The organism is Paenibacillus azoreducens, from assembly GCF_021654775.1.
GTDB classification, from domain to species: domain Bacteria; phylum Bacillota; class Bacilli; order Paenibacillales; family Paenibacillaceae; genus Paenibacillus_AQ; species Paenibacillus_AQ azoreducens.
On sequence record NZ_AP025343.1, the window covers coordinates 128,457 to 147,366 of the forward strand.

The 18,910-nt window shown below is 44.5% G+C and carries 15 protein-coding genes and 1 pseudogene; 7 read left to right on the forward strand and 9 right to left on the reverse strand.

Translation table 11 applies throughout. From position 1 onward, the window contains the following. Positions 1 to 56: 56 nt before the first annotated feature. Positions 57 to 1,631 (reverse strand): L-lactate permease, encoded by a 1,575-nt coding sequence (locus tag L6442_RS00640; RefSeq protein WP_212979478.1) that lies wholly within the window; start codon positions 1,629 to 1,631, stop codon positions 57 to 59. 254 nt (positions 1,632 to 1,885) lie between these two features. Between L6442_RS00640 and L6442_RS00645 the strand changes: the two genes are divergently transcribed. Continuing rightward, a complete protein-coding gene (locus L6442_RS00645) occupies positions 1,886 to 2,557 on the forward strand; it encodes a YdeI/OmpD-associated family protein (RefSeq protein WP_212979380.1) in 672 nt (223 codons plus the stop codon). Positions 2,558 to 2,675: 118 nt separating this feature from the next. Continuing rightward, the gene (locus L6442_RS00650) at positions 2,676 to 3,803 is read left to right on the forward strand and encodes a nucleotidyltransferase domain-containing protein (RefSeq protein WP_212979379.1); all 1,128 of its coding nucleotides are present in this window, start codon (positions 2,676 to 2,678) and stop codon (positions 3,801 to 3,803) included. A 169-nt stretch (positions 3,804 to 3,972) separates the two neighbouring features. Here the strand turns inward: L6442_RS00650 and L6442_RS00655 are convergent, their stop codons facing one another. The 7 genes and pseudogenes from L6442_RS00655 to L6442_RS00685 form a co-directional block, all read right to left on the reverse strand. Next, positions 3,973 to 4,308 (reverse strand): hypothetical protein, encoded by a 336-nt coding sequence (locus L6442_RS00655; protein ID WP_212979378.1) that lies wholly within the window; start codon positions 4,306 to 4,308, stop codon positions 3,973 to 3,975. Between the two features lie 344 nt (positions 4,309 to 4,652). Then, positions 4,653 to 5,348, reverse strand: a complete 696-nt coding sequence (locus L6442_RS00660; RefSeq protein WP_212979477.1) for a Dph6-related ATP pyrophosphatase — start codon at positions 5,346 to 5,348, stop codon at positions 4,653 to 4,655. Positions 5,349 to 6,273: 925 nt separating this feature from the next. Beyond that, a complete protein-coding gene (locus tag L6442_RS00665; RefSeq protein WP_212979377.1) occupies positions 6,274 to 6,507 on the reverse strand; it encodes a hypothetical protein in 234 nt (77 codons plus the stop codon). Between the two features lie 155 nt (positions 6,508 to 6,662). Further along, complete coding sequence (locus tag L6442_RS00670) at positions 6,663 to 8,600, reverse strand: BglG family transcription antiterminator (protein WP_212979376.1); 1,938 nt, start codon at positions 8,598 to 8,600, stop codon at positions 6,663 to 6,665. Between the two features lie 117 nt (positions 8,601 to 8,717). Continuing rightward, the gene (ptsP, locus tag L6442_RS00675; protein WP_237100164.1) at positions 8,718 to 10,460 is read right to left on the reverse strand and encodes a phosphoenolpyruvate--protein phosphotransferase; all 1,743 of its coding nucleotides are present in this window, start codon (positions 10,458 to 10,460) and stop codon (positions 8,718 to 8,720) included. Positions 10,461 to 10,483: 23 nt separating this feature from the next. Further along, positions 10,484 to 10,741 carry an HPr family phosphocarrier protein gene (locus L6442_RS00680; protein ID WP_194234652.1) on the reverse strand — a complete coding sequence of 86 codons (258 nt, stop codon included), beginning with the start codon at positions 10,739 to 10,741 and terminating at the stop codon, positions 10,484 to 10,486. A 51-nt stretch (positions 10,742 to 10,792) separates the two neighbouring features. Beyond that, positions 10,793 to 12,713, reverse strand: a pseudogene (locus tag L6442_RS00685) (fructose-specific PTS transporter subunit EIIC). A 315-nt stretch (positions 12,714 to 13,028) separates the two neighbouring features. On the opposite strand from L6442_RS00685, the gene L6442_RS00690 reads away from it, so the two are divergent. After that, positions 13,029 to 13,394: a hypothetical protein gene (locus L6442_RS00690; protein ID WP_212979373.1), complete on the forward strand. Its 366-nt coding sequence runs from the start codon at positions 13,029 to 13,031 to the stop codon at positions 13,392 to 13,394. 109 nt (positions 13,395 to 13,503) lie between these two features. Next, positions 13,504 to 13,788, forward strand: a complete 285-nt coding sequence (locus L6442_RS00695) for an alpha/beta-type small acid-soluble spore protein (RefSeq protein WP_194234648.1) — start codon at positions 13,504 to 13,506, stop codon at positions 13,786 to 13,788. 92 nt (positions 13,789 to 13,880) lie between these two features. Here the strand turns inward: L6442_RS00695 and L6442_RS00700 are convergent, their stop codons facing one another. Next, positions 13,881 to 14,498, reverse strand: coding sequence for a sterol desaturase family protein (locus L6442_RS00700; RefSeq protein ID WP_212979372.1), 618 nt, complete (start codon positions 14,496 to 14,498; stop codon positions 13,881 to 13,883). Positions 14,499 to 14,779: 281 nt separating this feature from the next. Here L6442_RS00700 and L6442_RS00705 point away from each other — a divergent pair, with 281 nt between their 5' ends. From L6442_RS00705 to L6442_RS00715, 3 genes are all read left to right on the forward strand, one after another. Beyond that, a complete protein-coding gene (locus L6442_RS00705; protein ID WP_212979371.1) occupies positions 14,780 to 15,685 on the forward strand; it encodes a copper amine oxidase N-terminal domain-containing protein in 906 nt (301 codons plus the stop codon). A 244-nt stretch (positions 15,686 to 15,929) separates the two neighbouring features. Next, entirely contained in the window at positions 15,930 to 16,457 is a 528-nt protein-coding gene (locus tag L6442_RS00710) for a sigma-70 family RNA polymerase sigma factor (protein WP_212979370.1), read from the forward strand. Next, positions 16,454 to 18,850, forward strand: a complete 2,397-nt coding sequence (locus L6442_RS00715; RefSeq protein ID WP_212979369.1) for a DUF4179 domain-containing protein — start codon at positions 16,454 to 16,456, stop codon at positions 18,848 to 18,850. The genes L6442_RS00710 and L6442_RS00715 overlap by 4 nt, the downstream gene beginning before the upstream one ends. Positions 18,851 to 18,910: the final 60 nt, after the last annotated feature.

Here is an 18,910-nt window from a genome sequence, read left to right on the forward strand (position 1 = left end):
GCTTGATCGGATAGAACGATCGGGCCCGTCACGTTTTTCATTTTACAAAGGCTGCCTTACAGTAACAATGATAATACAAATGTCCAAATACATACAAAGGTCAGGAATCCTATACTGTATTTTAAAACCATTTTCGTTAAAACAGACTCTTGACCTGTTTCGCCGACAGCAGCTGTTGCAATGGCAATAGATTGCGGGGAAATGAGTTTTGCCATCGTGCCTCCCGCAGTATTGGCGGAAACCAGCAATGCCGGATTTGTCCCTATAATATGGCCTGCAGTGGCTTGAATCGGCGCAAACAATGTATTGTTGTTCACGACGGACCCCGTCATAAATACCCCTATCCAGCCTAAAATTGGCGATAATAATGGAAAGAAGTTTCCGGTTGCCGCAATCTTTTCACCTATTGCACTTGTTAAGCCGCCATAAGTCATTAATTTAGCTATGCCTAGGATTGCGCAGATCATCACAATGGGAATCCAAAATTCCGCAACTGTTTTTCCAAAGAGCGAAAATCCTTTTGAGAAACCGATGGATGTTGTCGTCATTATTGTTGTTAGGACGGCAAGCAAGATGGCCGTACCCGTTGCACTTATTAAATCGATTTTCGAGATCAGCGTAGAGCCCGGTATTTTAAAGGCTAATGTCGTAAAATCCAGAGCCCCGCCTTCCGTAAACAGACCTTTAAATGCAGGCAGGCTCCATATTAAAACAAATATGCTTAATAAATAAAATGGAGACCAAGCCTTGATAATATGAACAACCGTATGTTTTTCCGTTTGAACCGCTCGATCATTCAGTAAGAAGATATGCTTTGGCTGCCATTTTTTCGAAAATAAGGCCAGTATCCCTAAAGCTAGCAAAGAAGGAATGATATCAGCCAATTCAGGCCCCATTATCAATGTAATCATGGCTTGAGATGCTGTATAGGTGACAGATACCACTAAAATGGCTGGCAGAGTTTCTTTAATTCCTTTAAATCCATCCACTAACCAAATGAGCAGAAACGGAATGGTAAAATTGATTATAGGCAACGTCAACGCCGTCATCATGGATACATCCATGGAAGTTACATTACCTTTTAAGTTTAATGCACCTGTTATGGCAACAGGAATTCCGATTGCTCCGAACGCTCCGGAAGCACCATTAGAGATTAGACATAACATGGCAGCTTGCAAAGTTTTGAATCCTAAGGAAACTAATAGAACGGCGCAAATTGCGATGGGCACGCCAAAACCCGCAGCACCTTCAAGAAAGGCATTAAAGCAAAAACCAATGAGTAAAAGTTGAAGACGCTGATCTTGCGAAATGCCGGCAATACTCGCACGTAATATGTCGAATTTTCCCGATATTACGGATGTCTTATATAACCAAACAGCCATAATAATAATGTAACCAATGGGCCAGATTCCTTGAATTACGCCTTGTATCACACTACCCATGGATTCACCGAACGGCAAGTCAAATAAAAACATCGAAATCAAAAAGGTAATCACCAAGTTCAGTAAAGCTGCATGGATCCCTTTCATTTTAAATAGGGTCAAACATAAAAGGAATGAAATAATGGGAACAGCCCCGACAAGCGAGGAGATCATGAGATTGTGAAATGGGTCAAAGGTTTCTACTAGCATGATAGTGCTCCCTTTTATGTGTTCTTTACTTTTAAACAAGCTATCCATTCAGTCAGCATCCACCATATTTTTTGCAATGTATTAGGAAATATTCAAATTTTTCCCGACCGAGCGAAGATCACTTATGGAGGTCGCAAGAAGAGGCGTTCAGCGGTGCAGTACATTAATGCCTTAGACGGCTAATTTATGTTCAAAATTTTTTGGGCTATAATGAGTGAATGGATATTCGAATACATGTAGAGGATGGAGTAGAATTGTCAAAATCTATTGTGGAAAAATTGGGTCTGCAAAAGTACAAGCGAGTGGCGATATTAAATCAGCCTGAAGGCACGGATTATTTCGCAGAGTTGACAGGTTATGATACAGCACTCAACGGGAATGCGTATGATCTCATATTTGCTTTTGTGCTGGATCTGGAGTCGTTAAAGGAGCTTGTGAACCGCGTCATTGAACGGCAGCATCTGCAAAAGAATGGCTATCTTTTTGCGGCATATCCTAAAAAGGGAAATAAAGTGTACGCTACGTTCATCCACCGCGATGATTTGCTTGCGGGACTCGGAAGCGATGAGCAGGGGTATATTGGGACAAGCAATATTAAATTTGCGCGCATGGTGGGGTTGGACGATGTTTTTACAGTTGTCGGTTTCAAGGAGGATGCAAAGGGTAGAGGCCAGACGTCTTCCAAACCAAGTCAGTGCGTGGATGATTATATTTCATTGATTCCCAACGTGGAGAAGGATTTGGAGGATACCCCGGAGTTGCTCGCTATTTACCAATCTCTTACCCCAGGGTACCGTAAAGATTGGGCTCGTTATGTGTACAGCGCCAAACAAGAGGCAACACAAGCGAAACGCCGGGAAGAAATGAAAATGATTCTCCAGGCAGGTTATAAAAGCCGCGATCTTTATCGTAAGGATCATCCATAGTATATAAAATCCCTGTAACTGTGCCATCCCCTAATCATTCTAATTAAACTTTACCTATCAGGTCTTAGAAAACCTTGTTATCATACATGGTAAGGCTTAACATATTAGGGGGATTTGAATGTTGAACGTATTTCATGTTGCCCAGACCCTTATGGATTATGTTGGAAAAGTTTATCCCGAAGAAGTTGCGATTATTGCTTATTACGGGTCATATGCTCAAGGAACTGCCACAAAGCGTTCTGACCTGGACTTCGATTTCATTCCAGCCACATCAAAAGGATACCAAGCGAGTATTCAGTTTATTATTGATGGCATAAGTTTTGATTTTTGGCCCATTAGTTGGGAACGAGCGGAAAGAATGGCCTCATTCCAAGACGAAAAAACCACGATTATCGCGGATTCTAAGCTTCTGTATGTTCGTTCGGACGAGGACCGAAAAAGATTTATGAAGCTTCGGGATACCATTTCTACAATGCAGGGCCTGGAAAATGTACAAAGGATGGTTGAAAAAGCAGAATCGGAGCTTCATAATGTTTATGTGCATTTGTATAAGATGAGCCGTGCTGGCGATTCCGAAAATATAACATTTTATAGAACAGAAGCATATGGAGTTTTAACGAAGGTATTACAAAGTCTTGCGCTTTTAAATAGAACTTATTATACAAGAGGTTTTGGAAAAAATAAGGGGCAAATTCTAAGTTTGCCATTGAAATCGGCGTACTTAGAGCTGCTTATGGAAACGATTATGCACAGCGACGTGAACACCGACATTCTTCAGGCTTGTGAAAAACTTACGGAAGAAACGCTTAAATTGGTGCTGGATCAAAAAGAAAAGCACTACCACTCTCCTTCTTACCCCGATAGAATGAAAGGCTTTTACGAGGAGATAAAGGGAGTTTTAGATAAAATCATTACGGCTTGCGAAATGAATGATTACGATACAGCATTTTTCTCTGCTGTCCATGTGCAGGACGAAATTGCCGCCTTCTTATTCTACGCGGAAACGGGACACTGGCCCTGCGACTTGATAATCGATTCATCCGATCTGGACATCTACAAGCGATTGGGATTCCCGGATCTGGTCGCAATGCTAAATTCCCGTGATTTATCGCGATTACAAGCCGCTGTAGAGCACTTAAGCACTCTCTTAAAGGGGCATCTCCGAACTAAAGGAGTCGAAATCAACTGTTTTGAAAACATTGAACAGTTCACAGCATTTCTTGAGGAGAGGGAGGGTTCAGCTTAAGCTTATGAAAACAGTAAGTGATTATTCAAACAAGAGATCATCCCGTGCATAGAAAAATGACCAAGTAAGTAAATCCTTGCTCGGTCATTCGCTTTAGACTGTAAGCGCTTGCACCGCTTGTCGCTCCTAGAAATAAAAATAATGTTAATATCGCGGGGATTGTTTTTTTTCATTTTATATCCTCCTTGTTCAAAGTTTGTTCTATTAACAAGATAAAGTCTCCCTTGGATTTAACTGCGATGGCTTTAGCAGTTTCAAATCCTTCAACTGAGTAAATTTCTGAACCAACTTCATATTCGTTTGAAAAAGTTCCGTGGTACTCTATATTTTCGTCCCTTGCAAAAACTTCAACTTCGCCGATTTTTGATCCAACTTTATCTAGCTTCTTATCCGTTTCCTTGTAAAATGTGTTGTTCCAATTGACAAAACCAAAGGCCCAAGATTTTGAGGAACTAACTACAGTAGACTGCTTATTATTACAGCCTATGAAAAATACCAGCATCATCGATACCAAAATCAACCCGTATTTGCTTGGCTTATTTATAATATCACCGCCTGTATTTATATTTTATGGTATTATATACCATTAATTATTCTGTTTCTATACTAAAATGTTATTATATGTAATTTTAATATAGAATATGGAGAGAAATGTTATTGAAGGATAGAATAATATGGTCGAATTTTCTATAGAGTAAGGTAAATTGAGGAATAAGGTAATTGAAAAATTAGGAGGGTAGTTCTTCATTTTTGTTCACGCTGCTGAACTCTTGTTGGAAGAAGTGTTATATTAACGAGAAGACATCCAGTCTCGAATAGATTGTCCGACATTGGATGTCTTCAAATTTACTACGCCATCCGATCCAATTCTAAAGGCAAAAATGCATAGTCGCCGTCTCTAACGATCTCACATTTACGAACGGTAATCGGATGTTTAAAAATGGGCCCATCGATGACCGTCGTATGAAATTCGCCGCCTTCGCCGCAGGGGTCGATGCCGCGGGCCTGCAGTTCTTCCACAAATTCATGGGTCAGAACCCGTCCCAAATCTTCCTCCTTCATCCCTAACGATAGATTTACCGTGACAAGCATCGTGACGAAGCCAAGATTTATAAATTCTTGAACGGCTTCCAGATGATCCATCTCCCATAACGGCATCCCCAGCTTCAAACCGGCATTTTTCGTCACCTTATCATGCCAGCAGCCGTGAGCAGGCATGTCCAAATCTCCGGTCACCAATGCTTCGGCGCCTTTGTTTTTGGCTTGTTTTAACAGTCCCGTAAAGACGGATTCATAATCCGTCCAGCTTGCTGCTCCGGTATATACCGGGAGGCCGACCGATTCTGCTTGGGCGCGAATGATTTCGGGCGGCATGCCATGGGATCTGGAGCGCTTTCCTTCTTCCTCCAGCATGATAATCAGCCCAACAGCTTCTCCTACCTGCATGGCTTTATATAAAGCCAGAACACTATCTTTTCCACCACTAAAAGAAGCTATAAATTTATGCCCGCAGGCACCGTTTTTCCAGTTCATATCTTCTGTGATCCCTACCTTTTCAATCCTGTTTTCACGTTGATGTATTGTTTAGTCTTATTGTATCAAGGATTGGGGAGGTATGCGGATGAAAATCTCATTGTGAAAAAGCTTCGTTTGTTTTTACTCGCAGACATAACAGATCGACGAAAAACAGGATTAGCATAAATGAGGCTGAGCTTACGGGTTGCATTAGATTACCGATAGGTAGGGAGGTGACAGGAGAGATAATATAGTTGATCAGCGCTATTCCTGCGAATAAAGCAGTATTAAATAATAAGAAATGTGTTATTCGATTGATATTTTTTCGGGAAACAATATGCATGATGAACGCCGCTATGATAAATGAAAATAAAAAGAATTTTTCAAACGTGGATACCCATCCTCCAAGCTGTTCGATCGCATTGAAATCTTGTTCAGTTAAGTTGCTTTTGGATAACCAATAATACGATTTATGTAGGCGGTAATCGTCTAACAGTACATAACTGTAATAGAATATGAGCATTATGATTGAGTAAACTATAAAAAACTTTTTGTTGAAGGTTTTATTTTCATTCCGATCAGAGAAAAAATGCAATCCGCTCCCCCCCTAACGCTGAAATACTAACTTAACACCAATTAAACACTTATTTGTAAATCTAAATATTTATTCCTAAGCTGCCGTATTGTCATGTCCATATTCAGTATGCATTTTTATATTACCATATATTTGAATAATTGATATCGATTTTCTGTTGTCTTTTCTCTAAAATTACAAACTTATGGGGGATTGCTAGTGATTGGGGTGTCAGAAGATTGAAGGGGAAGAATGAACCTCAGATCGCCATTATAACTGTGCAGCTCGAAGAAATGATGGCGATCCGGCGATTCATAGAAAAATAAAATACTCAATAAATATCGCCCTCATCAGGGGCTCTCACGTGGAATCCGATCTCTCTTAATATCGCATCATCGAGTTATGCATCATTCCAGGAGAGTCGAATCCCCGACCTCCTTGGTGACAACTATTATACATTTGCTCTAAATCGGAATCGCCCAGGTTTGGATGCATTTCTCTCATAAAGGGAAGCATTTCTCTAAAGGTTCCTGGTCCTGCCTGAGCGTACACTGCAGTTCCAATGCCGACAGATATGATCACAGCGCCGATCCCGGCTAACACTTTCGTTTTCATGGGGCAACTTCACTTCCTTAGCTTAAATTTGGTTACATACTATACCCTCCATACCTACTATTCAGCGAATAAAATCACATTCCTGAAATGGCAAACGAAATATTTAGGAACACGATTACTTAGCCAATAATTCGCAGATGATTTATCCGTATACCCTAGAAACAATCATATAAGTCTACAGCTGTTTGCTGAGCTTTTAATTTCTCTAAAAAGACGGGATCGTCTACGATCTCCCCAAGCTCATAAAACAGCTGCTCCTGGCTTTCCAAATCCTCGGCTCTTAAAGCCAGCATAAACACAAAATAGATAGACTCGTTTTCTATAGTAAGAGGACACTTCAACTTGTGTAAAAGAACCCTGCTCCGCCTCACCAACGTGTTTTTTCCGTGGGGAAGAAGAATGCCGCCGCCGATCGAAGTGGAGGACATCGCTTCCCTTTTAAGCATGGATTCCGTGTATCCTTCCTCAACATATCCCTTTTCCCGGAGTTGTTCGGCCATTTCTACCAGCAAAAGTTTCTCGTGAACTTTTTCGGTGTGAATCTTGATCATGGATTTGTCGAGCATGCTCCGGAGAACAGGAAAACGATGGGCAACCGGTTTGCTGTTTTGCCTTGATTCTATAAAATGCTGCAGCTTCTGCTGATCAGCATCAGTAAAGAGCGGGGAAATCATGCAAACCGGTAAATCAATCTCATCTAAAGGCGCTACACTGATCAGGAAATCAGGTTTGTACAATCTTATAGACTTATTCAACTCTGTAACAGAGGAGGTGGCGACAATATCTACAGAGTCAAACGACCGTTTTATTTTTGTCCGCAGCAGTTGTGAGATGCCTATTCCCATCGTACAGACTATAAGAGCTGTTGCCGTTTGCTGCTGCCTATTCCTCTCAAGGGAGGATTGGAAATGAACGGCCACATAACCCACCTCATCCTCAGGCAGATGGATTCCATACTCCTTCTCAAGGTCAGGCAGCACAGAATACAGAATCTCAAGAATATAAAAGTACATTTTCTTGATTTCTCTTAGCATCGGATTCACAATGATCAGACCATGTCTGTATCGGGCCACTGCTGTGTCAAGATGGATGGCCAGAAGAACTCTCAGATCTTCATCCTGAACGATGGAAGGGCTTACCTTTTGGCTGACTCTTCTAATCAAATCTTCGGTAAAGGTTACAATTCCCGGCTCCAGTTGTTTCAATATATCTTCACGTTCATTAGGTTTCAAGGCAGGATCAAGATGAATTTTGGCGCCGAGCAGATGAAGGGTCAAGTTTAATATTTCCTCTTCCGGGAGGGAAACGGCAAAAGCGGTATCCAAATCCCGGACTAATGCCTTCATTTGTTCATATTCGGTTTTTTTCCGGATGACATCAGAATCTCTGGGCAGCTCATTCAACGTGAACCCCGATTTAAAGCGGTGATAGGCAATTAACACATGGAACAGCAGAGATTGGAAGGCCAGGTCCGTAAAGCTGAAGGTAAGCGTGCTTTCGAGTCTCCGCAGGCGGCATTCGGCCATCTGTTTTTCACTTGGAGCAAACCAGTCGGCTATCATTTCAAAGCTGCTTTTGTTTGCAGCGGGAGCAATCTCGGCGATGGTGGAAATGGCACACCGCTTCATTCGTTCCGGCCCCTCCAGTTTTACGCCGTAGTTTTGTCTGCGTATCAAAACAAGACGATACCGCTCCGCCCATTCGTCCAGTTCGTCCAAGTCTTCCCGTATAACCGCTCGATTGGTGAAGAAATGCTCGGCTAGTTCCTGGATCGTCACCCACTCGTCACGAATTAAAAGCAGCTTGGCGATACACAGTTTGCGGTGATCCTGCATCATGTCTACTTGGACATGGTCTAATTCCTGCAGCAGATGTTTTTTCTCAAAATCTTCCGCATGCAGGCAAACACCAGCGCTTGGTTTACGGATCAGTACCGCTTGAGAGCGCTTTAAAATCCAGTTGTCCAAAACCTTGAAATCGTTGCGGATCGTTTTCTCCGAACAGTCCATTTTGGAAGCCAGCTCTTTGATCGAGATAAACTCCGGTTCTTTTGTAAGAAAAAAAGTAAGCAAACGTTTTTGTCTTGCGTTCATTTTTCACCTCATACCTCCACTCGGGCAAGGGAAGAAGAATGGTTGCCGTATTGTACAACCCACATTTTTAAAAAAAAGAGCAAGGAAGTTTCTTGCTCTTTTGGAACAGTGTAGAATTTATAGAGTTAGTTCTGCCACGGCAGGAACTTTGTTATTCACATATTGTTTGATTTCTTCTGCTGATGTCATGTTAAGAGCCTCTTCCGCCAGTGCCTGCATCTCCGCTCGGTTCAGCTTGCTCATCAGTGCCCGGGCGGAGAGAATGGACCCTGTGCTCATGCTGAATTCATCAAGCCCCAGACCCACCAATATCGGGATGGCCGTCAGATTGCCAGCCATTTCCCCGCACATGCCTACCCATTTGCCGTGTTGATGCGCGGCATGAATGACATTGCGGATTAAACGCAGTATAGCCGGATTGAGCGGTTCCGATAAGTAGGAGACCCGCTCATTCATCCGATCGGCCGCCATCGTATATTGTACAAGATCGTTAGTACCGATACTGAAAAAATCAACTTCTTGGATAAGAATGTCTGCGATCAGGGCGGCGGATGGAACTTCAATCATCATTCCGACTTCCATTTCACGGTTATAAGGAATGTTTTCCTTGTCCAGTTCCTGCTTGGCCTCGGCCAGGATGCTATTTGCTTCTCTAAGCTCCTGCATGGTTGCAATCATCGGGTACATTAGCTTAATGTTGCCGAAAGCGCTGGCACGGAGTATCGCGCGCAGTTGGGTTTTGAAAATGTCCTTCCGATCCAAACACAGCCTGATCGCCCGGTAACCTAGAAACGGATTTGCTTCTTTAGGAAGATCCATATACGGGAGCTCTTTGTCCCCGCCGATATCGAGCGTCCGGATAACGACAGGGGCTGTGCTGCCGAATATTTCTGCGACCACCTTGTAAGCATCGAACTGTACTTCCTCGGAAGGCAGACTTTCGCATCCCATGTAAAGAAACTCCGTACGGTACAAGCCGATCCCTTCGGCTCCACTGCGTTTAGCTGCGTATGCGTCCTGAGGATTCCCGACATTTGATACAATCTCAAGAAGATGGCCATCAGCGGTTACGGACGGTTGATCATGGAACTTTTTCAACTCCTGCATGCAGGCATTATATTGCTGCTGAAGTACTTGATAGGAGGCAATAACGGATTCCGGCGGATTAATGAGCAAGGTTCCTTTGGCCCCGTCCAGGATCACATAATCGCCTGGTTTTACTTTCGATGTTACTTCATTCAGACCAACGACGGCGGGAATTTCCATGGAGCGGGCCATAATCGCTGAGTGAGAAGTATGACCCCCGATATTGGTAGCGAAGCCGGCAATTTTTTCGCGGTCCAGCTGGGCAGTGTCCGATGGAGTCAGGTCATTGGCGAGCAGAACAACAGGATCCTTCACTTGGTCGAGTCCGTCGGCTTCCAACCCAAGCAGATGTTTCATCATCCGTTTGCTTACGTCGCGGATATCCGCTGCACGTTCCCGCAAGTACTCGTTGTCCATGCTTTCGAACAAAGCAACGATTTCCTCGGTTGCATCGTTTAGTGCGGCCTCGGCGTTAATCCGGCCGTTCTGAATCATTTCTTTCGCCCTGCCGATATACTCCTCATCTTGAAGAACAAGAATATGGGTGGCAAAAATTTTAGCATGTTCTTCATCTATGGTTTCCTCTGTCCATGCCTTCAACTCTTCCAGCTCGGCGATGGATTGATCCACCGTGGACTCCAAACGTTTTATTTCCAATTCCGTTTCCTCAGGAGGCAGCGTTCGTCTTATAATCTCTGCCTGCGTATCTTGAAGAATAAAGGCAGGCCCCATCGCATAACCGGAAGCTGCAGCAATTCCTTGTAGTTCTATCATGTTCTAAAGCCCCTCCTTTTGGATTATTCCAAAATAGATTCGATCAATGCCCCAATTTCATTGAGGGCTTCTTCTTCTTTTTCCCCATCGGTAACGACGGTGACGGTATCTCCATGGTGCAAACCAGCTGCCAGCACGCCGACGATACTTTTAGCGTTAATTTTTTTATCGTCTACTAAAAAACTGATTTTGCAGGGAAAGGAGGAAGCTTTCTTCACGATTTCACCTGCAGGCCGGGCATGAATGCCCATTGGATTTTTAACAGTAAATTCTTTTTGCATAATCGGTTACCTCATTGTATTTGATTTGAGTTAATTGTTTTCGTAATAACATTAGAGAGTGCCGAGCAGTTCCAGTACTTCTTCCTTGGAGGAAGCCTTCATCAGTTTTTCACGGAATTCATCGTCAATCAGCTTGCGGGACAACTGGGTTAAAATGACAAGATGATCATTGCTGGCGCTTGCCTTCGGCACCGCAATCATGAAAAACAGGTTGGCGGGCTCATCATCAATGCTTTCCCAGTTAACAGCCTGTTTTTTTAAACCGAATACGAGTGACGGAGTTTTGACCGCGTCCGTTTTGGCATGGGGGATGGCAATGCCCATTCCAATACCTGTGCTGGACTCTTCTTCACGGGCATAGATCGCTTGTTCGAACTCGGCCTCATCGTTCAGAAGTCCTTGTGATTTCAGCATGCCGATCATCTCGGAGATGATGGCTTGTTTTGTATTTCCCGATAGTTCCAGTGAGATAAGATCGTTGTTAATAATATCGGTAATTTTCATGTTGATGTCTCCTCTGTATCGTTTGTATCGTTGATTAGTCTTGAGGAACTTCTTTTTTCAGTGCATTGACCAAAACGGCCGTGACAACGGTGCCGACAGCAAGTGCCACGAAGAACATACCCACATGACCAACCGCATTAAATGCGGCAACAATCGGTCCTCCATGCGGTACGGAATCCGTTACTTTACTTTCCATGGCGATCACAGCAGCAACCATCGAGCCAACGATGATACTTGGAATGACGCGAAGAGGGTCCTTGGCGGCGAAGGGTATAGCCCCTTCCGTGATGCCAAACAATCCCATGGCCAGGGCAGCTTTCCCGGCATCTTGCTCTTCGGCTTCATATTTGCGTTTATTAAGCAGGGTGGCTAGTCCCATTCCAAGCGGGGGTACACAGATCGCTGCAGCGATAGAACCCATGATGAAGGTATTACCCTGTCCGATCATGGAAGCGCCGAACAAGAAGGCAACTTTATTAAAAGGCCCACCCATATCGAAGGCGATCATGGCACCCAGGATCATGGCGAGGACGATACTGCTGGCTCCCTGCATGCTGTTCAGCCAACTGGTCATGGCTTCCATCAGGTTAGCAATCGGTGTCCCCAGAACGAAAATGAACAGTAAACCAACGATCAATGTCGAAAAAATCGGAATAATCAGAATCGGCATAATGGGTTGAATAACGGATGGCACTTTCAGTTTTTTGATGAATTTTGCTATATAACCGGCAAGAAACCCGGCGATGATGCCTCCGATGAAACCAGCCCCAGCCGCACTGCCGTAGAAGCTGCCGTTTGCGGCAATATATCCGCCCACCATACCTGGAACAAGGCCGGGCCTGTCTGCAATACTTACCGCGATGAAGCCCGACAAAATAGGAATCATGAAGGTAAAGCCGGCAACCCCGATATCATTGACCGTTTTCCAAAATGAACCATCGGGGATTTTCACGCCTTCCGGCGTTGGCTGTCCTCCGATAGCCAAGGAAATGGCGATCAGTAATCCCCCGATCACCACAAACGGAATCATATAAGATACCCCGTTCATCAGATGGCGATAAATCGGATTTTGTTTGGATTTCCGTTCTTTCTTCACTTCCTGGATAGATTTTAGCGTTCCCTTCTTATCCCCCGTGGCCTCTTCTACTTCACCATAAATCGGAACTTCGCCGGTTTCAAATTGTTTGATTAATTCTTCAGGGTTTTTAATGGCTGAAGTAACGCGAGTTTCCAATACTCTTTTTCCTTTGAAACGTTCTTTGTTCAAGACTGCTTTGTCCGCAGCAATGATAATGCCGTCTGCGGCCGCAATGTCTTCAGGTGTCAACTCATTTTCGATACCGATGGTGCCTTGAGTTTCCACTTTCATGTCGACCCCAAGTTTGGCTGCTGTTTTGGACAATTTTTCAGCTGCCATATACGTATGGGCGATACCGTTCGGACAGGACGTAATTCCAAGCAGTTTCATAGCGACAGCCCTCTCTTCATTTAATTTATTTTGGATAAAGTAATAGCCTCAACACTATTATGCTTAATTAAATAAGAGGAGATAGGACTGAATTCTTACCGCAATATGTGGAAAGAACCTTATTATTAACCGCTTTCATAGGAATTTCCTATAAATGAGCATTAAATTTCGGCGAAATAAAGTCACATTTCGAATGATGCATCGTTCCTCGGTTCTATCTCGTAGTTTCCGCACAATAACTGGTTAGCTGGTCTACACAACTTGGACTTGTATTTCATATATATATATTAAAACTACTAGAAAGGTGGGCCTATCATGGCTTTAACAACAGGCATCATTACGAATACGGGAACCGCTCCCGCTACAAACCTTGTCATGAACATTGACAATGATAATCTTAGTTTTTCATCTACCGTTGTTTATCATGTATACGTATGGAACAACGTGGTGAGCAAATCCCTGGTTTATGCCAATTTACTGAATATCAATGCGAACACGAGCCAAATCATTAACTTGAACATCGCAGGGAATACTTCTTACGAGGTTCAATTTCTTGTCAACGGACAGGTTCCAACAGATACGGTCATCACTGTATTCGGAACGGATTCATCCGGAAATGTCATTCACTATCAAAATGTGTTGAATACAGAACTCACATCCATTGCGCAGCTTAACCCATAAGTTGAAGTGCCGCAACCAATAATCTCCTGCATGATCGATGTTGCATAAAGGATGGCGATTCCCGGTTCAGGGCATGTTAATCAAAAAAGTGATTTTGGGGTGATTAGCAATGTCCAGAAGAAACAGGAAATACGCGGTACCCGGAGCCGAACGCGGGATGCAGACATTCAAAGCCGAAGTGATGAGACGCGAAGGTTATGATGTGGATCCAAACCATCCGGATGACGTGAAATATGAAGTGGCCAAAGAGTTAGGCGTTCCGCTCAAGCCGGATGGCAACGGCGATTTGACAACCGAATCGGTTGGTCATGTCGGAGGGAAAATCGGCGGTTCCATGGTTCGCGAAATGATCCGGCTCGCGCAGCAGCAGATGGTGGATCAAGAAAAAAAGTAAGAACGCGTGAACAAAATAACAGCCCGCTAAAACATTAGCGGGTTTGTTCCGTTTCTTATGTGCGCTAGCCGAATTACCAGAGAGTCATGCTTTTATTTGCCCCGTTTTTCAAGATTCCGTGCGGTTTGGCTTAGCTCCACGTTTTTGTGATCTTCAAATGTCCCGAGCGCCCAGTCATACAACGGGTTTGTCACGCCGTACCAATAGTTTTCATTTTTAAAATGATGCCATAGGTGAACCTTTTTCATCCAGCGCCCCCACGGCGACACGGGTTGGACCGGGCGATGGGCGATATAATGCTTCCACTCGTAAAATAATAAAAATATCATTACCCCCGCGATAAAAGCATTTGTGATCACGAGACTTGAAGTAAGGAAGTAGGCGATCGCCCCGGCAATAGCCATGTTGGGCAGAGTGTACCATACTGGCAAAAATAATAAATGTAAGTTGTTTGGATTGACATGATGATCATAATGTAAGCGCTTAATCAGTTTTAAAAAGAATGGATTCTTGGGTGTTTTGATGTGGAAAAGAAAGCGGTGCGTGAAATACTCGGCTGCAGAATATGCGGCCATCCCAAAGGCAAACGCAATCCATGGCCCGATGGATGTCAAATTTGGAATCAGAAAGCCAAAGCTGATCAGGAACAGCACGCACATGATACATATGTCGGGGAAACAGAAAAATTCTTTTGCATATTTAGCCTTCATACCAAACGCCTCCATAATGCATTTTGATTATGATTATGCAGGAAACGTGGGGGTTATAGCAGGCCACATCCGATGGCAGTACATTTTTTAGAAAAAATATAAGTGAAAATGGATTTGAAACCTCCTTTTCTGTTTAAAATTTTTGTAGGAAAATGATTAAAATTGTAACTAAACAAAGTTAAGAGCGTTATAAATTTGAAGGGCATGTATAACGATATGAAGTTGAAACTCTCATTTTTTGTCGGTCTAAGAAGAAAGTAAGAACATAAGGAGAACGGGCTATGAGGAAAATAATGATGACGTCGCTTCTAGCTTTAGGTCTGGTTTTCATGAGTCAACCCCTTATTTCCCATGCAGCGCAAAGTGATGATGAAAAAAGACCCGTCGAAGTCAATGTAAATGGAAAATTCATTTCTATGGATGTACATCCGATCATGGATAACACCCGGTTGTTTATTCCGATTCGATCCTTGTCCTCTTTAGGGTTGTCGTACAGCTGGAATCCTTCTACTAAAATAGCTGCGGTAAAAAACAAGAATGGGGAATACTTGAAAATTACAGTAGGCAGTAACATAGCTTATAAAGCCAATCAGCCGATTAAAATGGACCAAGCCGCTAAAAGCAATGATGGACGCGTGCTCGTTCCAATCCGTTTTGTAACCGAAACTTTAGGTTATAACGTTCAATATGATGAGATTCGCAGATTGGTCTTTGTTACTTCCAAGGACTATAAGTTCGATATGAAAACCATTTATCAAGACGATACGCTCGCTGCTCGAAAAGCTGCAATTTCCTTGCCGATCACGGCTGATTTTAAACCAACGCTTGGTGTTTCAGGCATCTATCACGAATATAGATTTCCTCTGGGAAGCGCGGAAACGTACATTTTTTTTGACGGCCGTTTTTATACTTTTGTGCAAATCCAGAATGGCAAAGCAGTCGCAACGGGCCAATTGGACGAAAGTGATTATTCCCGTACGGCAGGCAACGTTCCTCCTAATATGATTTTCGATACGGATCCGATCATGGAGCCTTTTCGTCATAGCGTTCTCTTCTATGAAACGAGAAAAGACGGAACCGCTACTACTACGGCAGTCTATAAAGGTGACCAAGGGGGCGGCGGCTCAATTAACGCTGAAATGAAGGTGTACTCGGATATCATTCAAGCACTTCCCAATGAACAATAGAAGTTTTTAATCGTAAACCAGGCAGAGTCCAAAAGGGCTCTGTCTTTTTCATTTTGGTTCAGTTAATTCAAATCTCTTCAGTGAAGCAGTTAAATTCCAAATGATGTGGTACGACCCTTTACCGCAGCAAACATCGCAAATGCAAGTATGAAGTATGGGATAAAATTATTTTGATAAAAAACAAAGCCAAAATTTCATTCCTACACTCTATATAAGTAAGAGGGAAGGGAGATAACGATGCCACATGGATATACATAAGCTCGTCAAAAAAGCGCAAAAGGGCAATGAGAAGGCATTTCTTGAGCTGTTTCAGCAGCATGAGGAAGCGATATACCGGATCGCCTACACATATCTGAAAAACAAAGAAGATGCGCTTGATGTGGTTCAAGAGACGGCATACCGCTCTTTCAAATCCATCGCGGGCTTGCGCGAGGCAAACTACTTCAAGACATGGCTCATCAGAATAGCGATCAACCAGTCCATTTCAATCCTGAAGCAAAGGAAAAAGGTCATCCCGCTGCCGCCGGAATATACCGAGCAACAGGCTGATAGTTCTAGTGAGGAGGATATTCCTCTCTCGGTCACGCTGCAGGAACTGCTGGACGAACTGGATACTCACGAGAAAAGCGTCATCTTGCTCAAATATTATCAGGGGTACACGTTTCAAGTGATCTCGGACATGCTTGAGATCCCTCTTGGCTCAACGAAATCGATTCTATATCGGGGGTTAAACAAACTGCGGAAAAGTCTGAAAAGGGGTGAAATATCGTGAGCCAAGACAATCGGATTAAACAAGAGATCGAGAAGATTGAAATTCCGAAGGAACTGCATGAGCGCAGCCTATTGGGGGTTCGGCAGGCCAAACGGGAGCTCTCGGTGAAAAGCAGGGTCGTGAAAGCTATCAAAGTCGCAGGCATCACTGCCGCAGGCCTTGTGTTGGCCGTTGCTTTGGGAACGGCTGCATCTCCAACGTTCGCAGATTACGTGAAATCGTGGTTTTCGCTTCATCATACGGACGAAGGGCTCAAACAAGCGGCGGATGAGGGATTTGCGGAGCAAATCAACAAGGAGGTAACGGATCAAGGAATCACGTTCAAGGTAAAAGAGGCGATTCATGATGCGTTCCGCATTTCGGTCTTGTACGGCATTGAGCGGGATGGCAAGCCCATGGACCCGGCCCGGCTGTTTGATACGTTCATTCCAAACGGACCTGACGATAACCCATACGTCAATCGGTATGAAGTCGTCGACGAGCAGGGGAATGTGCTTCCTTTGAGTCTTCAGCAAATGCGGGTGGAACAGAACCAAATATTGTTCATGTCCCTTGACGATCTTCTGAAGGGCCGGGAGCTGCAGTCGATGTCCGATCTCCCGGACCGGATCATCGTGCGCTTCGACATCAATCAGATCGGCAGTACCTATGGGAAATGGCATCTGGAGGTACCCATCGATTTGACGAAGGCAAAGGCCTCGACGACTTTGATTCCCATTAACAAGCGGTATATATCGCCGATGGGCTTCAGCGTGGACTTTAAGCAGCTCCGCCATGGACCAAGCAAGTCGGAAGTCGTGCTGCAAGTCAATGAAACGCAAGACTGGAGAAAAGGGAAGAAAAGCGATCCGATGCTCCGGTATGAGGTGAAGAACCGCCAAGGCAGCATTGTCGCCGCATTTGACGGCATAAACCGTCCGGATCTGGGCCTCGGGGACTTCAATCTGATTAAGAAGTACTGGAGCAGCCAAGGAGAGCGGGGGCATATGACATATGCACATCCATTTTTGCCTTTCACAGACAAGCAGGATTTGACGTTAAATCTGACTTCCGTTTACTGGCTGGAACGGCTGCCTGAGGAGGTATCCGTGAAGCTTCAGCCGGAGATACTGGCAGAACATCCGTTGGTGAAGGAGGTGAATGGGAAGAGTATTACGTTCAAAGCGCGAGTTAAGACGGAAAAAGCGCCTGAGCTGCTCCAGAATGGCCGCAGCGTTTTTGAAGGAGAAGGTTGGATACTGGAAGCGGATCAACAGCTTGGTTCCGATGTCATCGATATCGAGTGGCACATTAAGGATGGGCAGGGTCAAGAGATCCAGGTGCCGTCAGAAGTGCTTTTGGAACAAGACGCAGAAGGAAATGACCGAAATCGCAAATTGTTCTTTTTTCCGAATACTGTGCGGAAGCCTGACAATCTGACATTGTCCACGGATACCTGGACGAAAAAGGCCCCGATCGATTGGAGTATTCCGCTTGTCCCATCATCAGAGCCGCTCCCGCCGGTTCATCAAGAACCGGTATATGAGATGACCGTAGAAGATTTGAAACCAGGCATTGTTGCCAAGGCGGAGCAAGCATTGCATGAGCTGGTTCCGGATAAGCCGTCACGGCTCTTTGGCGTCGCCGATTATTCGGATCGTTGGTTCCTGTACGCCAGGGACAACAGCGGCAGCATCGTCATCGTAGACAAAAAAACGGCTGAACCGATCATTGTCCAGCGCGTGGTTCCATACAGCGAGTTGGATCAGAATCTTCGTCAGACCGTAGAGGATACGCTGAGTCAGATGAAACCCGAGCAACCGATCGTGTTTAAGGAAGCCATACGGGACCGATCGCAGAAGCGGAATCGCTGGTTGTTCAGCTCTGAGCAGGCCGGGATTACGATTGATGTTGCGACGGGCAAGGTGGAGGAAGCATTCATCCGTTATGCGCCGGGACATTTTGAAGAGCAGGCCAAGGCAGCCGCGGAGCAGGCTTATCAAGTATTTTCGCAGAGCAAGCCACTACAGTTCACCGGCATGACCCGGAAAATGACGCCGAAGGAACATGTCTGGGAGCTGGATCGGGAGATGAATCCTTACGTGAAGGTTGGCGTACGAACAAACCGGGTATGGTCGGTGGAACAGAGCTATAAAAATGATGATCCAGGAGACGAGGCTGCTGCCCGGAAGAAGTATGCCGTACCGCTTTATACGAAAGAGCAGGCTGTTGCGAAGGTGGGAGCCATGGTCCAGTCCATATTCGGACTCCGTCTGGAAGGATACGAGATGAGCGTGAAACTGAACGAGTACACCTTTACGAAAAAGGACTCCATGACGATGAAAGGCACCGTCAACGCCAAGGGCGATTTCTGGAAGCTGGAGCTGATCCCAAGCGAAGGAATTCAAGATTAATCATATGAGCGCATGAGCGCATCAAACATGCTTAAACCATTTTAATCAGGAGGCAATTAT

Excerpts from the sequence above, each read along its gene's own strand:
- L6442_RS00640 (WP_212979478.1), bottom strand. The coding sequence starts at position 1,631 with ATGCTAGTAGAAACCTTTGACCCATTTCACAATCTCATGATCTCCTCG.
- L6442_RS00650 (WP_212979379.1), top strand. The coding sequence starts at position 2,676 with ATGTTGAACGTATTTCATGTTGCCCAGACCCTTATGGATTATGTTGGA.
- L6442_RS00655 (WP_212979378.1), bottom strand. The coding sequence starts at position 4,308 with ATGATGCTGGTATTTTTCATAGGCTGTAATAATAAGCAGTCTACTGTA.
- L6442_RS00665 (WP_212979377.1), bottom strand. The coding sequence starts at position 6,507 with ATGAAAACGAAAGTGTTAGCCGGGATCGGCGCTGTGATCATATCTGTC.
- L6442_RS00670 (WP_212979376.1), bottom strand. The coding sequence starts at position 8,600 with ATGAACGCAAGACAAAAACGTTTGCTTACTTTTTTTCTTACAAAAGAA.
- ptsP (WP_237100164.1), bottom strand. The coding sequence starts at position 10,460 with ATGATAGAACTACAAGGAATTGCTGCAGCTTCCGGTTATGCGATGGGG.
- L6442_RS00680 (WP_194234652.1), bottom strand. The coding sequence starts at position 10,741 with ATGCAAAAAGAATTTACTGTTAAAAATCCAATGGGCATTCATGCCCGG.
- L6442_RS00690 (WP_212979373.1), top strand. The coding sequence starts at position 13,029 with ATGGCTTTAACAACAGGCATCATTACGAATACGGGAACCGCTCCCGCT.
- L6442_RS00695 (WP_194234648.1), top strand. The coding sequence starts at position 13,504 with ATGTCCAGAAGAAACAGGAAATACGCGGTACCCGGAGCCGAACGCGGG.
- L6442_RS00700 (WP_212979372.1), bottom strand. The coding sequence starts at position 14,498 with ATGAAGGCTAAATATGCAAAAGAATTTTTCTGTTTCCCCGACATATGT.
- L6442_RS00705 (WP_212979371.1), top strand. The coding sequence starts at position 14,780 with ATGAGGAAAATAATGATGACGTCGCTTCTAGCTTTAGGTCTGGTTTTC.
- L6442_RS00710 (WP_212979370.1), top strand. The coding sequence starts at position 15,930 with ATGGATATACATAAGCTCGTCAAAAAAGCGCAAAAGGGCAATGAGAAG.